Consider the following 16,492-nt stretch of genomic DNA (forward strand, 5'->3'; position numbering starts at 1 on the left):
TCTAAAATAAAACAGCAACATTTGATGTTAGCTTGTATTAAAACCAATTTTACTTAATTATTTAGTCAATGAAGTTCAAAATTATTTCTAGCGTACTTTTTTCTGCACTTATCTTCGTCAGCAGTGCTTACGCTCAAAACCCACAACAGAGAGAAAATATTGCCATCCCAAAATTAAATCCGGATAGTAAATATGATTATAATGAAGCATTTGGTAATGGTTTTTATACCTCAACAAGCAATACCTATCGTTCGGCAAGTGGGCAACCCGGTCATCAATATTGGCAAAACAGAGTTGATTATCAGTTAAATGCAAAATTAAGCGATACCAACAATGAAATTACAGGATCAGAAATTTTAACCTATACCAATAACAGTCCAGATGAGCTTTCTTTCTTATGGATGAGCCTTGATCAAAACTTGTTTAGTAAAAAATCTAGAGGAACAGCTATTATTCCACCAGTAGGAAGTAGAAATGGTGGCGGCGGACAAGATTTTGATGGCGGATTTAAAATATCTGCGGTAAAATTGTTAAGTACTGCAAAAGGAGTGACTACAGCAACGGATATAAAATACATCATTAATGATACCCGTATGCAGTTGTTTTTACCTCAAAATTTAAAAGCATCAGGGGCGCAAGTAAAAATTAAAATAGATTTTTCTTTTGTTTCTCCACTTTACGGATCAGACAGAATGGGCGTTTTGCAAACCAAAAACGGTAAAATTTTTACTGTTGCGCAATGGTATCCAAGAATGTGTGTGTATGATGATGTTTCTGGTTGGAATATTTTGCCTTATACCGGCCCCAGTGAGTTTTATTTAGAATACGGCGACTTTGATATTAAAATTACTGCACCAGCTAATCATATTGTGGTAAGTTCTGGTCAGTTGCAAAACCCACAAGAAGTGTACCCTGCAACTGCTTTAAAGCGTTGGGAATTAGCAGCTAAAAGTGATCAATCGGTTATTATTCGGTCTGCTGCCGAAGTTACAGATCCAGCATCAAGACCAACCGGTAAAAAAGATTTAACATGGCATTTTATTTTAAAAAATTCTAGAGATGCAGCTTGGGCTTCTTCGCCTGCTTTTGTAGTAGATGCGGCTAAAATGAATATGCCAAGTGGTAAACATCCATTAGCAATTTCTGCTTATCCGATAGAAAGTGTGGGCGATACAGCTTGGTCTAGATCTACAGAATACACCAAGAAATCTATAGAGTTTAACTCTAAAAAATGGTACGAATACACTTATCCAAATGCGGTTAATGTTGCCGGAAACGAAGGTGGTATGGAATATCCCGGTATTGTTTTTTGCAGCTGGGAATCTACAAAAGACGATTTATGGGGTGTAACTGATCATGAATTTGGTCATAATTGGTTTCCAATGATTGTAGGTTCTAATGAACGTTTGTACGGTTGGATGGATGAAGGTTTCAATACCTTTATTAACACCTTAACTACTGAAGATTTTAATAACGGAGAGTATAAGCCTAAGCAAAGAACTGATATGCACCGATTAGCTCAGTTTTATACCAATCCACGTTTAGAGCCAGTAATTTCTAGTCCAGATAATATGAAAGAAAGAAATATTGGGGCACTTAACTATTCTAAACCAAGTACAGGTTTAGTATTTTTAAGAGCGCAAATATTAGGGCCAGAGCGTTTTGATAGAGCTTTTACAACCTACATTAATCGTTGGGCATTTAAACATCCAACTCCAAATGATTTTTTTAGAACCATGGAAAATGTGGCCGGAGAAAACTTAAGCTGGTTTTGGCGAGGTTGGATTTTAAATAATTGGAAAGCCGATATTGCGGTTAGAGATGTTAAATACTTAAATGACGATCCTTCTAAAGGCGCTTACATTACAATTGATAATTTAGAAAAAATGCCTTTACCAGTTATTTTGTTAATTAAAACAAAGAGCGGTAAAACAGAAATCATCAATTTACCGGTAGAGATTTGGCAGCGCAACGCCGCATGGACTTTCTTATTTCCATCTACAGAAGCTATAGAATCTGTAAGTTTTGATCCTAACCATGTATTGTTAGACGCTAATTCGGCTAATGATAATTGGGTGGCAGCTAAATAAAGCATTTTAAATAAGCAGAAAAGGAGAGCTCTGCATAGGAGCTCTCCTTTTTTTATGACCAAAACAAAATCTATTTTAAGCTTTTATTATTTGGGCTTTTGAACTTAAAGGTACAAGAGCTGGGATAATTTTTTTAGGTTTTTTTAATTGTACAATGCCTATTTTATTGAGTAAACGTACCATCGTATATCCAAAATCAACTTCAAACCATTTTACGGCATAATTTGCTCTTCCCGGGAATTGATGATGATTGTTATGATAACCTTCGCCCCAAAATAAAATATCTAAAGGAAGAATGTTTTTAGAAGTGTCTTCGTTTTCGAAATTTCTATAACCAAATTTATGTGCCCACCAATTTATAGCTAAACCATGTATAGCGCCTAATGCAAAGGTTACAGGTAAAAAAAGCCACATCCACCACGCAGTAACAATAAAATAATAGATTACTACATAAGTTGCTCCCCATAATACACGAGCTATCCAATTGTGGGCTAATTTGTCAAAAGCATTCCAATCGGGTAGGTTTTTGTGGTATTGTTCTTCTACAATAGTTTTTCCTAGAAAAATATCATTGTAGCTATTACGTGTTTTGAGTAATAAGGTGCCAATATTTGTAGAATAACTAGGCGAGTGTGGATCTAACTCTGTATCTGTATGGGCATGGTGCAAACGGTGTAATAAACCGTAAGCTTTAGCACTGAGGTAAGATGAACCTTGTGTGATAAAGCAACCAATAAAGAAAAACTTTTCCCAACCTTTACTCATAGTGAATTGGCTGTGTGCCGCATAACGATGATGAAATACCGACTGAAAGAATAAAGAAAGATACCAATGAAGGATAAAAAAGATAAGAAATGCCATTTAGCGTTTTTAATTAATTGGGTAAGGTAAACTAATTAAATTGCTAATGATGTTGTTTTAATGTTATATTAAAAATGATAAGGACAGATTGGTTCATAAAAGAGGGGTTCAAATTAATTTAAACTCCTCTTTTATTTGGTTTTTTGCACAAACCCTAGTTAAATAAACCTGGGTGGCAGCGGCATCCTCCCAATTTTTTATTGGGAGATAAAGCAAAACACAGGGCTATCTTAAATTATTTGCTCAACAGCACCTTTTCAAAAAATATATTTCAAAGTGAAGGTTTAAATTCAAAAAGAACCTAAACTTAATTGGTTCTAATTCAGTTTATTAATTTCGGTAATAATTTTTGCTCGGGTTTCATCACTTACTTTTACCAACGGTAAACGTACATGGTCATCGCAAATGCCTAATTGCTTCATACCTGCTTTTACGCCGGCAGGGTTGCCTTCTACAAAGCATAAACGGGTAAATTCTAACAAGCTAAAATGAGCTGGTTGGGCGGCTTTATAATCGCCTTTTAAACAAGTTCTAATCATTTCTGAAAAAACTAAAGGAACAGCATTGCCGATTACAGAAATTACGCCAACCGCCCCTAAAGCAATCATTGGAAGGGTAACTGGGTCATCGCCAGAAATTAAATCAAAACCTGTTGGTTTATTCGCGGCTATCTCATTAAAGATGTCGAAATTACCTGAAGCTTCTTTTACAGCGATGATATTTTTAACTGTTTTTGCTAAGCGAAGCGTAGTTGCTGCCGACATGGTAACACCTGTACGCCCCGGAACGTTGTATAAAATGATGGGTAAAGTAGCTGCTTCTGCAACGGCTTTATAATGTTGAAAAATGCCTTCTTGAGTAGGTTTGTTGTAATATGGAACTACAGAAAGTATGGCTTCATAACCAGTAATATTGAATTGGCTTACCGCCGAAACAATTTCAGCAGTGTTATTGCCACCAATGCCAGCCACCAATGGAATGCGTTTATTTACTTTTTGAGCAGTAAATTCAAAAATTTGTTTCTTTTCTTCGTTAGTTAATGTGGCAGATTCTGCCGTTGTACCCAACACCACAATGTATTCTATTTTTCCATTAATAAGGTGTTCAATGGTTTTTTCTAATCCTGGAAAATCAATTCCTCCATCCTGAAGAAAGGGGGTAACCATAGCTACTCCGGTTCCTAAAAATTTGCTCATTTTATTTTATCTAAATAATATTTTAATTCGGCCGAAAAACCGCTGATACTTTGTTGTTGGGTGTCTATCATGAAATCAAAAATAGCAGCTTGTTTAGGAAAATAAGCCCCTACTTTAAATAATGATTTGGATAATGCGGTTACATACATTAATGGGAAGCAAATTTCTGTACATAAGTTAATGAGGATATCAAATTCATTATTTACAAAGTTGATGATCTTCTCTTTTTTAGGCACATAATTCCATTCTACGTCTTCCTCAGAAATGAGTTCTATATTGCTATTGTGCGTTAGTTTTAAGGTTTTGTTAGAAAGAAAACCTAACAAACGGACTTTTTTATTGGCTGTTTTTAAAGTACTGGCTAATGCTTCTACTTCATTTAATTCTTGCTGATTTTGAATGGTTACTACAATACCAATATTTTGAGCATGCTCAATAGAAACAGAATGGTTTTTTCTGCTTATTTTTTTTATTTCTTGTTTTAATTGATGTAAACCAGATCTTAATCTGAATTTGCTAAATAATTTTTTCATTTTAATTGGTCTAACAAATCGTCCTCTGAAATGATTGGGATTTGTAATTTTTGGGCTTTTTCCAACTTGGAAGGGCCCATATTATCACCTGCAACAAGGTAATTTAACTTTGCCGAAATGCTACTTAAGATTTTACCACCGTTAGATTCTATAAGATCTTTGAGTTGCTCTCTGCTATATTTCTCAAAAACACCAGAGATGATAAAAGTTTTGCCACTTAATTTTTCGCTTTGCAAAACTACTTCCTTTTCTTCAATTTCAAAATTTAAGCCTTGGGCTTTTAAAATATCAATTTCTTTGAGGTGGGCTTGGTTTGCAAAATATTCTAAAACACTTTGTGCTATACGTTCGCCAATTTCTTCTGCTGCTTTTAATTCCTCAAAGGAGGCCTGCATTAAACGGTCAATATTTTTAAAATGTTGTGCTAATTTTTTTGCTACTGTTGCGCCAACATACCTAATTCCTAATCCAAATAACACTTTCTCAAAAGGCATTGTTTTAGATTTCTCTATTCCTTCTAATAAGTTTTGAATAGATTTTTCGCCAAAACGCTCTAATTGTTTGAGTTCTATTTCGTGAGTTTTTAAAGCATAAATATCACTAATGTGTTGGAGTAACCTTTTTTGATATAAAGCCTCTACGGTTTCGGCACCAATTCCTTCTATATTCATCGCCTTACGGCTGATAAAATGCTGCATTCTACCCACTATTTGAGGCGGACAAGCTTCATCATTAGGGCAATAATGCACCGCTTCCCCTTCTTTTCTGATCAATTCTGTTCCGCACTCAGGGCAATTATGGATGTAGTTTATTTTTTGTGCTCCGGCAATTCGTTTATCTAAATTTACTTTAATGATTTTAGGAATAATCTCACCGCCTTTTTCTACCAAAACGGTATCATTTTCATGTAAATCTAAACGCTCAATTTCATTGGCGTTATGAAGTGTTGCCCTTTTAACAGTTGTGCCAGCTAACAAAACAGGTTTTAAATTAGCAACAGGGGTAACTGCTCCAGTTCGGCCTACTTGGTAGCTTACTTTTTCTAAAACGGTTTCTACTTCTTGTGCTTTGTATTTATAGCTAATGGCCCAACGAGGAGATTTTGCCGTAAAACCTAATTCTTGTTGTTGCGCATAGCTGTTTACTTTTAAAACAATTCCATCAATATCATAGCTCAGTTTAAAACGTTCGTCTTCCCAAAATTGAATGAAATCTAAAACGTCATTAATGTTTTTACAGAGTTTGTTTTCTTTAGAAGTATGAAATCCCCAGCTTTTTACAGCTTGTAAACTTTCCCAATGTGTTTTAAATGGACTGTTATCACAGTATAAAAAGTATAAAAAGCAATCTAAAGGGCGTTTTGCTACTTCGGCAGAATCCTGCATTTTTACTGTTCCAGAAGCAAAGTTTCTTGGATTGGCAAAAGGGACTTCTCCGTTTTCTATCCGTTCTTCATTTAAACGTTCAAAAGCGGCTTTATGCATCAATACTTCTCCTCTGATATCAAAAGATGGAGGTACATTTGCACCATTTACTTTGATGGGAATGGTGCGTATGGTTTTAATATTGGTGGTTACTTCATCGCCTTTAGTTCCATCTCCTCGGGTAACTGCTCTTATCAATTTGCCATCTTCATAAGTGAGGTTAATAGATAATCCATCAAATTTTAGCTCACATACATATTCAAAATCATCACCAATAGCTTTTCTAACCCGTTGATCAAAATCTATTAAATCTTGTTCGTTATAGGTGTTACCTAATGACATCATTGGCCATTTATGCGTAACTGTTTTAAAGTTTTTGGTGATTTCGCCACCTACTTTTTGGGTAGGAGAGTTAGGATCAAGGAACTCGGGATGTGCTTTTTCTAAGGCTTCTAATTCTTTTAGTTTCTGGTCAAATTCATAATCAGAAATGGTAGGCATAGCCAATACATAATAGTGATAGTTATGCTGCTGTAATTCTTTTACCAGCGCATCTATACGGTCTTTTGTATCAAAAAGTGACATGGAAGCGAAGATACATTTTTAGGGCATTAAATTCCTAAAACGGCTTTTAATTTTGGATAACCTGTTTTACTTACCGGGATTTTTTCTCCTGATTTTAAAATTAAAACATGGCTATCTTTTTCAAAGAGTTCTATTTTAGTGATTTGGTCTAATTTAACAATGTAAGATCTGTGTACTCTTAAAAAAAGTTTTTCGTCTAAGCTTTTTTCAAAAAAGGCCAAAGTCTGACTTTTTAAAAAAGCACCCTCCGAGGTATGGATATTTACATAATCATCATCGGCAGCCAAATATTGAATATCGTAAATAGAAATTACTTTTATTTTATTGCCAGTTTTTACTACTACTCTTTCATTTTGAGTGGCAGATTGTATCTCGTTTACGGAAGCTAAAGTTCTCTTTTGCTGCTGTACAGGGTTTGTTGATAAAAATTTATCTATTGCCTTTTTAAACCTGTTTTCATCAAAAGGTTTTAAGAGGTAATCTACGGCATTGGTTTCAAAAGCTTTAATGGCAAATTCATCAAAAGCAGTGGTGAAAATTATTGGAGGCACTTGGTCTAATAATTCAAGCATTTCAAAACCGGTTATTTTGGGCATTTGAATATCTAAGAAAACCAATTGTGGTTGATGCTGATTAATGGCTTTTAAACCATCGAATCCGTTTTCACATTCTTGCACCACCTTAATATTTGGATAAGCGGCAAGGTACTCAGCAACAATACTTCTGGCCAAAGGCTCATCATCTATAATTAAAGCTTTAATCATGTTTGAGGGATTTGAATGGTGGTAATAAATTGGTTTTTTGTTGGATGGGCAATCAGTAAATCATTTCTGTTATATAAAAGCTGTAACCTTCTTTGAATGCTTGCCAAACCAAAGCCAGTTCCCTTATTTGGATGTGCAGTTTTAGCATCGTATGGATTTATAATTTCAATAATTAAATATGGCGCTTGGAAGTACGCTTTAATGCTAATGGTCACTTGTTCTAAAGTATCATACAAGCCAAATTTAATTGCATTTTCTACAATAGGTTGCAATAACATGGGCGGTATAATTAAATCTAAGGTATTTGGCTGAGCATCAATTAGGGTATTTAATCGGTTACCAAATCTTACTTTTTCAATTTCCAAGTAGAGTTGTAAATGAGCTAATTCTGATTTTAAATTGGTGAGTGAATCTTCCTGTCTTAAAGTTCCTCTTAAAAAATCTGAAAGTTGATGCACCATTTTTCTGGCTTCCAATGGTTTTGAAACCGTTAAAGCACTAATAGAATTTAAGCTATTGAACAAAAAATGAGGTTGAAGTTTTTCTCTTAAAGAAGCTAATTCTGCTTCTTTGGTGAGTTTCTCTGCTTCGTTTTTTCTCCTTTCTAATTCCTGTTGTTCTTGTTGATTATAGTACAACATACTTATAGCCGCCATGGTACCAATCAATAATAAGCTAAAGATATATCTTACGGGAATAGATAAATCTAGGAATTTTTGATACTGTTGATTGGTAGGGTTAATTGATGGAAAGGCAAATTCTAAAATGCTGCAAAAACCAACAGATAATATCATACACCAAATAATTACATAAATATATTTGTTGCCTGTTGGCTGATAAAAAGAGAGATTATTAGAGATGAGCCAGCATAATAAGGCTAAAATAATATTGGAGTAAGCACTGTCTTTTAAGGCCGTTTCTTGAGGAATACCAAAGGTTTGCAGCGCAAAAAACTGTAGCCCTGTGAGGATACCAAAAAGTAAAATAAAGGCTACTTTAAATTTTTTGTTATTTAGTGGTGATGCTGCCAAAATATGCTTAAAATAAGTGTTTCTTTTGCTTCAAATTGGTTGCCTTTAATTGAATCATTTCAAGATAAGAATGGCTTTCCTCTGGCTCAGAAATTTGGTAATGTATTTCTTTTCCGTGTGCAATTTCTCCAATATGGCTTAACTCGGTAACGGCTATAAATTTCCATTTAAGTGTTTGCTCATTTCTTGATGTTAATTCTTCTTGCTCCATTTGCCCTAATTGATAAGCCATTTCTAAGGCTAACTCTTCATTTATGGCATCTATTAACCTAAGTTGCTCATCAAACTGAAAGGAGTTTTTATCTTGATTAACAATTTGAAATATCATTTTAACTATAAACCAATTCATGATCTGTGTTTTAGAAATTTCTAATATCTATTCCACCCAAAATGGAAGTTCCTTTAATTACCAATACCTTACTACCATCAGTTAATACCTGATTAAGAGCTCTTTTATCATCAATTCCACCCAAAATTGCAGTCATTTCTGAAGTTACATTCCATGTTGGAGGAACAATAATTTTAGTGCCTCCTAAAATTTGAACCACATCTAAAACTACCGTTCCGTTGATGTCTGCATGGGTGAAATTAATTTCTGCTCCTCCTAAAATGGAAACAATATCGCCACCTTTAAAATTTTTACTCAGCACATTCTTTTTAGTGCCTCCAAATACAGAAACAGCTTCTATATATTCATCTCCTGTTTGTTGTTGCTTTTTATTTTCATCTACAGGTTCATCATTTTTTGTGCTTTCTGTATAATTATCAAATCCATTATTTGAACCTGTTTTAAAACTTTCTTTCCAACTATTATTTTTATTAAAGTCAAAATTTTGATGCTTGCGACCAAAAAGAAACCATAATCCTAATCCTATTAAAATTAAAGGCCAAGTGTATTGGAATACAGAAAGATCAGGCTCTATTCTTTCTACTAAAAAAACCGATCCTACTAAAGTCATAATCAACCAGCCCGAATTTTTAAATTGGTGTTTAAAGCCATTTGCAATACCAATTACGATCAAAAGCATTGGCCAGCTTAATACCCACGATGGGAAGTTTAATCCTAGTTCTTTAGCCAGTAGCACCAAGCCAACTGTTAGTATGGCTATTCCCACAACTTTTTTTCCGTAGTTTTTGCCTTTATTTATTATTTCTTGATTTTCCATTATTTTTAAATTATAGATTAAAGGTATCAGCAACGGCAGTACATCGCAATAATAATCCGACGGTTTGCACAATTAAATCGGTAAAGGGCTTAATATAATCGGTAAAAAAATGGAGGCAGATAATTAAATGAATTTGATGCTGATGGTTGTAATCGCTTCTTTTTCATAAGCATTGGCTAAACCAATTTCTTCTATCAACTTTTTAGAAATTCTTTTTAAGGGAATTTTAATCTCAAAAGGCTCTTCAAACGGAAAGGAGTTAAATTTTACAATATTCCTGTCTTTATCTTTATAAGAAGCAATAATTTTTGTTTCTCCATTTTTATGGAAAAACCCCGAATTTGGAAATCCTTTTTTAAAAAAGTCTATCTCCTCTTCTTTGGTAGCTCCAGGCTTGTTTAAGCATACGTATAAAGATAAATCATCACAAAATTGTAGAATCTTTAATTGATAATTTAAAAGCCTGTCATGCGGAATTTTTAATTTTTGAATTAAATGTTTTTGGCGCAGCTTTTCTCTTTCATAAAACTGTTTGCCAATTTCGTCCTCACTATCCTTATAAAAACTAGCATAATGCATACTACATAAAATTGCAGCATAAGAGTTGGCTTGGTCTACCTGTTCAATTCCGAGTTTATAAAAGTGGAGTTTTAATTTTTCGGGATAATTAAAAAATGTATAAGGATAACGCGTAAGATCATTTAATAAAGGATGAGCATCAGGTGTAATCCAAGCTCTATCATGTTGATGAATAGCAAATTTTAATGATTCATGATACTCTAAGGGGATAAATTCTTTTTTTAAATTTGCAAGAAACTCGCCAGAAATGTAGGCGTGATCATGTTGTGTGATAAAGATGAAATTATCTTGAGCTTCTCTAACTATCATTTTATTAAAACCCTAAATTACGATTTCTTAGTTTTTATCAAACCCTTAGCAATTATTTGATTTAATTTTAATTTTTAATATAAATATTCTTATATTCATGAATATTATTTAAATATTTAGTCTTTTTATTGATAATTATCTATTTTTTATTTAAAAATATTAAAATTATGGTTATAGGTGTGCCTCGAGAAATGAAAAATAATGAGAATAGGGTGGGTTTAACCCCGGCGGGTACTCATGAATTAGTCAAAAGAGGTCATCAGGTTTTAATAGAAACTCATGCTGGCGCTGCAAGTGGTTTTAGAAACGATGATTATGAAGATGCCGGAGCCGAAATCATTTTAACAGAAGATGAAGTTTGGGGCAGGGCCGAAATGATTATTAAAGTAAAAGAACCCGAAGAGCTTGAGTATAAAATGGCTCGTAAAGACCAACTTATTTTTTGTTTCTTCCATTTTGCATCAAACAGAAAATTAACCCACGCCATGATGGATAGCGGAGCAGTTTGCTTAGCATACGAAACCGTTGAAACCACCAATAAAGTATTGCCAATTTTAGTGCCCATGTCTGAAGTTGCCGGCCGTATGGCTATACAACAAGGCGCCAGGTATTTAGAAAAACCAGTAATGGGCAGAGGGATACTATTAGGCGGTGTGCCAGGGGTAACGCCTGGTAAAGTATTGATTATTGGAGCCGGGATAGTTGGCGTTCAAGCTGCAAAAATGGCTTCTGGTTTGGGTGCTCATGTCACCATTTTAGATACCAACATCCAACGTTTAAGGTATATTAATGATGTTTTGCCCCCACATGTAGTCACCATGTTTAGTAGCGAATATAACATCAGACAATTAGTAGCAAACCACGATTTAATAGTAGGAGCGGTGTTAGTTACCGGCGAAGTATCTCCAAAAGTAATTACCCGTGATATGTTAAAACTCATGCGTCCGGGTACAGTTATCGTAGATGTATCCGTAGATCAGGGAGGCTGCATAGAAACTTGCAAACCCACAACACATGAAAACCCAACCTATATTGTAGATGGTATTTTGCATTATTGCGTAAGTAATATGCCCGGTGCAGTTCCATATACCTCAACCATTGCGCTTACCAACAGCACTTTTCCATACATTATAGAATTGGCAGATAAAGGCTGGCGAAAAGCTTGTTTAGATAATTATGAATTGCTAAAAGGCCTTAATATTATTAGCGGCGAAGTAGTTTACAGAGGCGTAGCAGCTGCTTTTGATTTGCATTACAAACCGGTTCATCTTTTTTTAGATCCAAAACAAGAAGTAGAAGATTAATTTTTGAAAAGCAATTTCATCATTTAAACGTTACGCTAGTCCCACTTTCCGCTGTATCTTTTTTCGCCCAAAAAGCTCAAAAAGGATGCCGCTGCAATTGGGTTTATTGTACTCGGGCTTTTGCTACTATTTTAATTCCTTAAAACCTTAGGCCTAAACCCACAAAATAATTTCTATCAGCGGCAGCGTTAAAAAATCTGGTTCCAAAAGCATTTAAGTCATTACCCAAGCTGTATTTCTCATTTAAAATATTATCTGCACCAATATTAAAACTCAGTTTTGCTTTTTGAATTTGCTTTTGCCAGCTCAATTTCATCATCACTAAATGATAGCTATCTGCAAATACACTTGCAGCATCATTTAAAGATGTTTTTCCGTTAAATTGATATTGCCCATATAAATTAAAACCTTTGCTAAGGTCTAAATTAACATTACTATTCCAGTTAATTTTAGGCACACCAGTTAGTAAATTGCCCGAAAAATTATTACTGCCAATAGTATAATCTCTAAATTTAAAATCATTTAAAGTTAAGGCATTATTAAAATCAAGGTTTTTAATAAAGCCTGTTTTATTATTTAAAATTTTAGTTTGAAGTGCTACTTCAATTCCTTTTTGGTTAGTTCCACCAGCATTCACAAAAAAATCTTGGTCATTAGCATTCAATCGCCTCACTATGGCATCGTTTAATCGGTAATAAAACGCCGAAATATCTAAATTAACGGCCTCAAATGGCGTTCTAAGCCTCATGCCTAATTCGTAATTCCAACCATTTTCTGATTTTAAATTGGTGTTTATTTTAGCGTCCGACGCTCTTATTTCGGCAGTAGTTGGGGTAGAAAATCCCTTGCTAATTATTCCGCGTAAAGCAATTTGGTTATTAATTAAATAAGATAAACCCAACCTTGGCATCCATTGTGTTTTTAAGTTTTGAGAACCTGTAACCACCGCACTGCTAGATTCTGGTAAAGTTTCAAAGCTGTAACCGGCAAAATTTAAGCTATTAGAAATCTCGGCTTTAAAGTGTTTGCCGCTTTGTAAAGCAAAACGAGTAAATACAAATTGTAGTTGATTTTTAATTCTATCGGCAGCTAAAATAGTGGTGGTTTCGCCTCTGTCATTTCCATAATTAAGGATAGCTGTATTTGTTTTTTGATATTCCCAACCAGTATTCCATTGGTATTTTAGTTTATTTTTTTGGTTGTTTTTTAACTCAAAATAAGTACGAACTGCAAAAGAATGTTCTTTACGTTTTTCATAATTGGTGATAAAAGGATTTTCAAAATTTGTATTGATGCCTGAAATGGAAATGACATGTTTTAATTTGGGAGTGATTTGAATTTCATGCGCCAAGCCACCAAAAAAAGTTTTGTTATAAATTGCTGCTTTTTGTTCTTCAGCGCCAGGCGTATTTCCCACTCTTGGCCTAGCTCCTTGTGGGTTACTTTCAAATTGGGCGGGGTTTAATCCTCCGGGTGTTTCGTATCCTAAATCACTGTAAAAGCCAGAGAATTTTAAAGTAGCTTTTTTAGCGTACCTCCACCTTTCTTGAGTCTGGAAAAAATATTTTTTTAGTTGACTGTGGTCTCTGTAACCATCAGAAAGTTGTATGGCTTGATGAATATTGAAATCAAAATTCTTTCTGTTTTGATTGATACTGATATTTTGTCTCGCAAATCCATAAGAGCCAGCACCTAAATTTAAAGATATTTCATCGGCTTTAGCCTGAGTATTTACCAATATTACCCCGCCAGAATTTGCTCCAAATAAACTGCCATCCGGACCTTTTAAAATCTCTATATTGTTTATAGCAGATTGATCAATTAAGTTAAAATAAGTGTTTCCTCCACCATCAGTTAGCGGAAAATCATCATAATAAACTTTAATATTTCTAACCCCAAAAGGAGAGCGTAACAAACTCCCACGAATAGAAATTCGGTAACTTCCAGGAGATCTTTCTTCCATTTTTACACCACTAATGGTATTTAAAACGGGCAAAAGAGAATTGACAGTGCTTTGCTGTATTTGTTTTGGATTGATCACTACTGCAGAAGAGGGTAAACCAAGCAAAGGTTGCTCAGATAAATAGGCTTTTACCGTTATTTCTTGTAAAATACGGGTGCTGTCTTTACCTTCCTGAGAGAATAAATTGGAAAATGAAAATAAAGAGAATAAGGTAAATAGGGCAATTTTCATTGTTTATATTTGTGATACAAGGACTAATCTGTAAATAAGTTTTAATAATTTTAAAAAATCAAAAATAGCTTTTCAGAATTAATATTTTGATTGATGATTTTTATTAAAATGTCATTTCTGCAACAAACCTTTTAGCGCTAACCTGTTCTATTAGTATAATTTAAATAGCATGTCAAAATTATTCGAATCCATTCAAATCAAGTCGGTAAATTTTAAAAATAGGTTAGTGGTTTCTCCCATGTGCCAATATTCTTCTCTAGATGGGTTTAGTAGCGATTGGCATTTGGTGAATTTGGGAAGCCGAGCGGTAGGAGGTGCAGCACTGGTGTTTTCTGAGGCTGCATCGGTGTCCCCAGAAGGTAGAATTACACCCTTTGATTTAGGAATTTGGAAGGATGAACATATTGAAGGTTTAAAAAGAATTACAGATTTTATATCCTCACAAGGCGCTGTCGCGGGTATTCAATTGGCACATGCAGGTAGAAAAGCAAGTCACTCTGAACCTTGGAACGTTAGCCAGTTAATTTCTCCAAACGAAGAAAATGGATGGGAAAGAGTTGCACCAAGTGCCCTGTCATTTCATGAAAACACTTTATTGCCCAAAGCTTTAGACAAAGCTGGAATTATAAAAGTTATTGAAGATTTTAGAATTGCAGCGCAAAGATCTTTAACCGCAGGGTTTAAGGTGATAGAAATTCACGCTGCTCATGGCTATTTATTGCATCAGTTTTTATCGCCTTTGGCAAACCAAAGAACCGATGAATATGGTGGTTCTTTTGAGAACAGAATAAGGTTATTAATTGAAGTAACTCTAGCTATTCAAACAGTTTGGCCAAGTAACCTTCCGCTTTTTGTGCGCATTTCTGCTAGCGATTGGGCTAACGGAGGATGGAATATTGAAGAGTCGGTTTTGTTGTCAAAAATTTTGAAAGAGAAAGGTGTTGATTTAATAGATTGCTCTTCTGGCGGTTTAGTTGTTCATCAGTCTATCGAAGTAAAACCTTTATATCAAGTTCCATTTGCCCAAAAAATTAAAATAGAGGCTGATATATTAACTGGGGCAGTAGGTTTAATTACTACAGCCCAAGAAGCCGAATCAATTTTACAACAAGGCAAAGCCGATATGATTTTTATGGCCCGAGAGTTCATAAGAGATCCTTATTTTGCTTTAAGGGCTGCCCATCAATTAGAAGCCAACGTGAAGTGGCCCATTCAGTACGAAAGAGGAAAATTTAGATAGTTATTTTGCCGGAGTCATTTTTAGACAAACTGGACTGCCAACAGTAATTTTTTGATTATTATAGTTTAGTAAACCCGTTTTTTTATTTCGTTTAAAAACATAAACATCATCTGAGTTTTGATTAGCAACCAATAAAAAGCGGTCGTTTGCAGTGATCATAAAGTTACGAGGAGTTTTTCCTCTGCTACTTTCAGCACCAATTCTTTCTAATTCTCCTGTACTTTTATCTACCTTAAAAATCACTATTTCATTAACCGAGCCTCTATTTGTGGCGTAAAGGAATTTTCCATCATTAGATAAATGGATATCGGCAGCGCCATTTGTTCCTTTAAAATCAGCAGTATTCATGCTAATGTCTTGTAGGTGTTTTAGGGCTTTATCTTGGTAACTAAAAACAGAAACCATGGCTTTCATTTCAGCAATTACATAAACTCGGTTTGCTTGTTTGTTAAAAGCAAAATGTCGTGGTCCGTAACCGGGTTCTATTTTTGTAAAAGCTTGTGTAGCTTCAGAAAGTGGTTGAGCATTGTTTGGGTTGTATTGATAGGCATAAAGCTTATCCGTTCCTAAATCTGCGCTGTAAAGAATATCTCCGGCTGGTGAGAAAATGGCTGAGTGCGCATGAGGCTCTTTTTGTCGGCTTTTATCAACGCTACTTCCTACATGTTGAACGAGCTGAGTTAATTTCCCAATACTGCCATCGTTATTTAAAGGTAAGGCACTTACATTTCCGCCTGCATAATTTGCGGTAAAAATATATTTATTATCATTAGCGATGCTAATATAGCAAGGCCCAGTACCTTTGGTGTCTTGTTCATTAATGAAATTTAGTTTACCTGTTTTTTGATTAAAGTTAAAAGCACTTACGCCGCCTTTTCTATCTGTACCGCTTTCATTTACCGAATAAACTTTTGTTCCATCATCGCTTATTGCTAAATAAGAAGGATTTTTTATCCCTTCTGAAGAAGATTCATAAGTAAGTGTGCCTTTTTTACTGTCAAATTTGTACACAAAAAGACCTTTATCTTGTGTTTTGGTATAAGTGCCAACAATTAAGTGGTAAAAACGAGTCTTCTTTTGTGCAATGCCCGAAAATGGGATAGCCACAAATAAAAGTAACAAAATAATGTTTTTGAAGCTGCTGATCATGATTTTAAGCATTGAATTGGTGAGCAAGATAAAAGAAAATTCATAAAAAAAGAGCCTTCATCAATTG

At 34.6% G+C, this 16,492-nt stretch carries 14 protein-coding genes; 3 read left to right on the forward strand and 11 right to left on the reverse strand.

Annotated features, from left to right (window positions below):
- Positions 1 to 68 precede the first annotated feature (68 nt).
- On the forward strand, positions 69 to 2,090 hold the full coding sequence (locus tag FA046_RS06480; RefSeq protein WP_136825574.1) for a M1 family metallopeptidase: 2,022 nt from the start codon (positions 69 to 71) through the stop codon (positions 2,088 to 2,090).
- 75 nt (positions 2,091 to 2,165) lie between these two features.
- Here the strand turns inward: FA046_RS06480 and FA046_RS06485 are convergent, their stop codons facing one another.
- From FA046_RS06485 to FA046_RS06525, 9 genes are all read right to left on the reverse strand, one after another.
- Positions 2,166 to 2,951 (reverse strand): acyl-CoA desaturase, encoded by a 786-nt coding sequence (locus FA046_RS06485; RefSeq protein WP_136825575.1) that lies wholly within the window; start codon positions 2,949 to 2,951, stop codon positions 2,166 to 2,168.
- A 317-nt stretch (positions 2,952 to 3,268) separates the two neighbouring features.
- Positions 3,269 to 4,147: a 4-hydroxy-tetrahydrodipicolinate synthase gene (gene dapA, locus FA046_RS06490; protein WP_136825576.1), complete on the reverse strand. Its 879-nt coding sequence runs from the start codon at positions 4,145 to 4,147 to the stop codon at positions 3,269 to 3,271.
- A complete protein-coding gene (locus FA046_RS06495; protein ID WP_136825577.1) occupies positions 4,144 to 4,680 on the reverse strand; it encodes a DUF6913 domain-containing protein in 537 nt (178 codons plus the stop codon). Before FA046_RS06495 ends, dapA begins: the two co-directional genes overlap by 4 nt.
- Positions 4,677 to 6,689: an NAD-dependent DNA ligase LigA gene (gene ligA / locus FA046_RS06500; protein ID WP_136825578.1), complete on the reverse strand. Its 2,013-nt coding sequence runs from the start codon at positions 6,687 to 6,689 to the stop codon at positions 4,677 to 4,679. The genes FA046_RS06495 and ligA overlap by 4 nt, the downstream gene beginning before the upstream one ends.
- A gap of 26 nt (positions 6,690 to 6,715) precedes the next feature.
- The gene (locus FA046_RS06505) at positions 6,716 to 7,453 is read right to left on the reverse strand and encodes a LytR/AlgR family response regulator transcription factor (protein WP_136825579.1); all 738 of its coding nucleotides are present in this window, start codon (positions 7,451 to 7,453) and stop codon (positions 6,716 to 6,718) included.
- The gene (locus tag FA046_RS06510) at positions 7,450 to 8,484 is read right to left on the reverse strand and encodes a sensor histidine kinase (RefSeq protein ID WP_136825580.1); all 1,035 of its coding nucleotides are present in this window, start codon (positions 8,482 to 8,484) and stop codon (positions 7,450 to 7,452) included. Before FA046_RS06510 ends, FA046_RS06505 begins: the two co-directional genes overlap by 4 nt.
- A 7-nt stretch (positions 8,485 to 8,491) precedes the next feature.
- Positions 8,492 to 8,833: a DUF4288 domain-containing protein gene (locus FA046_RS06515; RefSeq protein ID WP_136825581.1), complete on the reverse strand. Its 342-nt coding sequence runs from the start codon at positions 8,831 to 8,833 to the stop codon at positions 8,492 to 8,494.
- 10 nt (positions 8,834 to 8,843) lie between these two features.
- Positions 8,844 to 9,650: a LiaF transmembrane domain-containing protein gene (locus FA046_RS06520; protein ID WP_136825582.1), complete on the reverse strand. Its 807-nt coding sequence runs from the start codon at positions 9,648 to 9,650 to the stop codon at positions 8,844 to 8,846.
- Between the two features lie 123 nt (positions 9,651 to 9,773).
- Positions 9,774 to 10,538, reverse strand: a complete 765-nt coding sequence (locus tag FA046_RS06525) for a DUF3891 family protein (RefSeq protein WP_136825583.1) — start codon at positions 10,536 to 10,538, stop codon at positions 9,774 to 9,776.
- Between the two features lie 167 nt (positions 10,539 to 10,705).
- Between FA046_RS06525 and ald the strand changes: the two genes are divergently transcribed.
- Positions 10,706 to 11,842, forward strand: coding sequence for an alanine dehydrogenase (gene ald / locus FA046_RS06530; RefSeq protein ID WP_136825584.1), 1,137 nt, complete (start codon positions 10,706 to 10,708; stop codon positions 11,840 to 11,842).
- A 139-nt stretch (positions 11,843 to 11,981) separates the two neighbouring features.
- Here the strand turns inward: ald and FA046_RS06535 are convergent, their stop codons facing one another.
- A complete protein-coding gene (locus FA046_RS06535; protein WP_136825585.1) occupies positions 11,982 to 14,036 on the reverse strand; it encodes a TonB-dependent receptor in 2,055 nt (684 codons plus the stop codon).
- Between the two features lie 169 nt (positions 14,037 to 14,205).
- On the opposite strand from FA046_RS06535, the gene FA046_RS06540 reads away from it, so the two are divergent.
- Entirely contained in the window at positions 14,206 to 15,276 is a 1,071-nt protein-coding gene (locus tag FA046_RS06540) for an NADH:flavin oxidoreductase/NADH oxidase (protein WP_136825586.1), read from the forward strand.
- Here FA046_RS06540 and FA046_RS06545 read toward each other — a convergent pair whose 3' ends face one another.
- Entirely contained in the window at positions 15,277 to 16,425 is a 1,149-nt protein-coding gene (locus tag FA046_RS06545) for a lactonase family protein (RefSeq protein WP_169303318.1), read from the reverse strand.
- Positions 16,426 to 16,492: the final 67 nt, after the last annotated feature.

It is taken from the genome of Pedobacter cryophilus, from assembly GCF_005116455.1.
GTDB classification, from domain to species: Bacteria; Bacteroidota; Bacteroidia; order Sphingobacteriales; family Sphingobacteriaceae; genus Pseudopedobacter; species Pseudopedobacter cryophilum.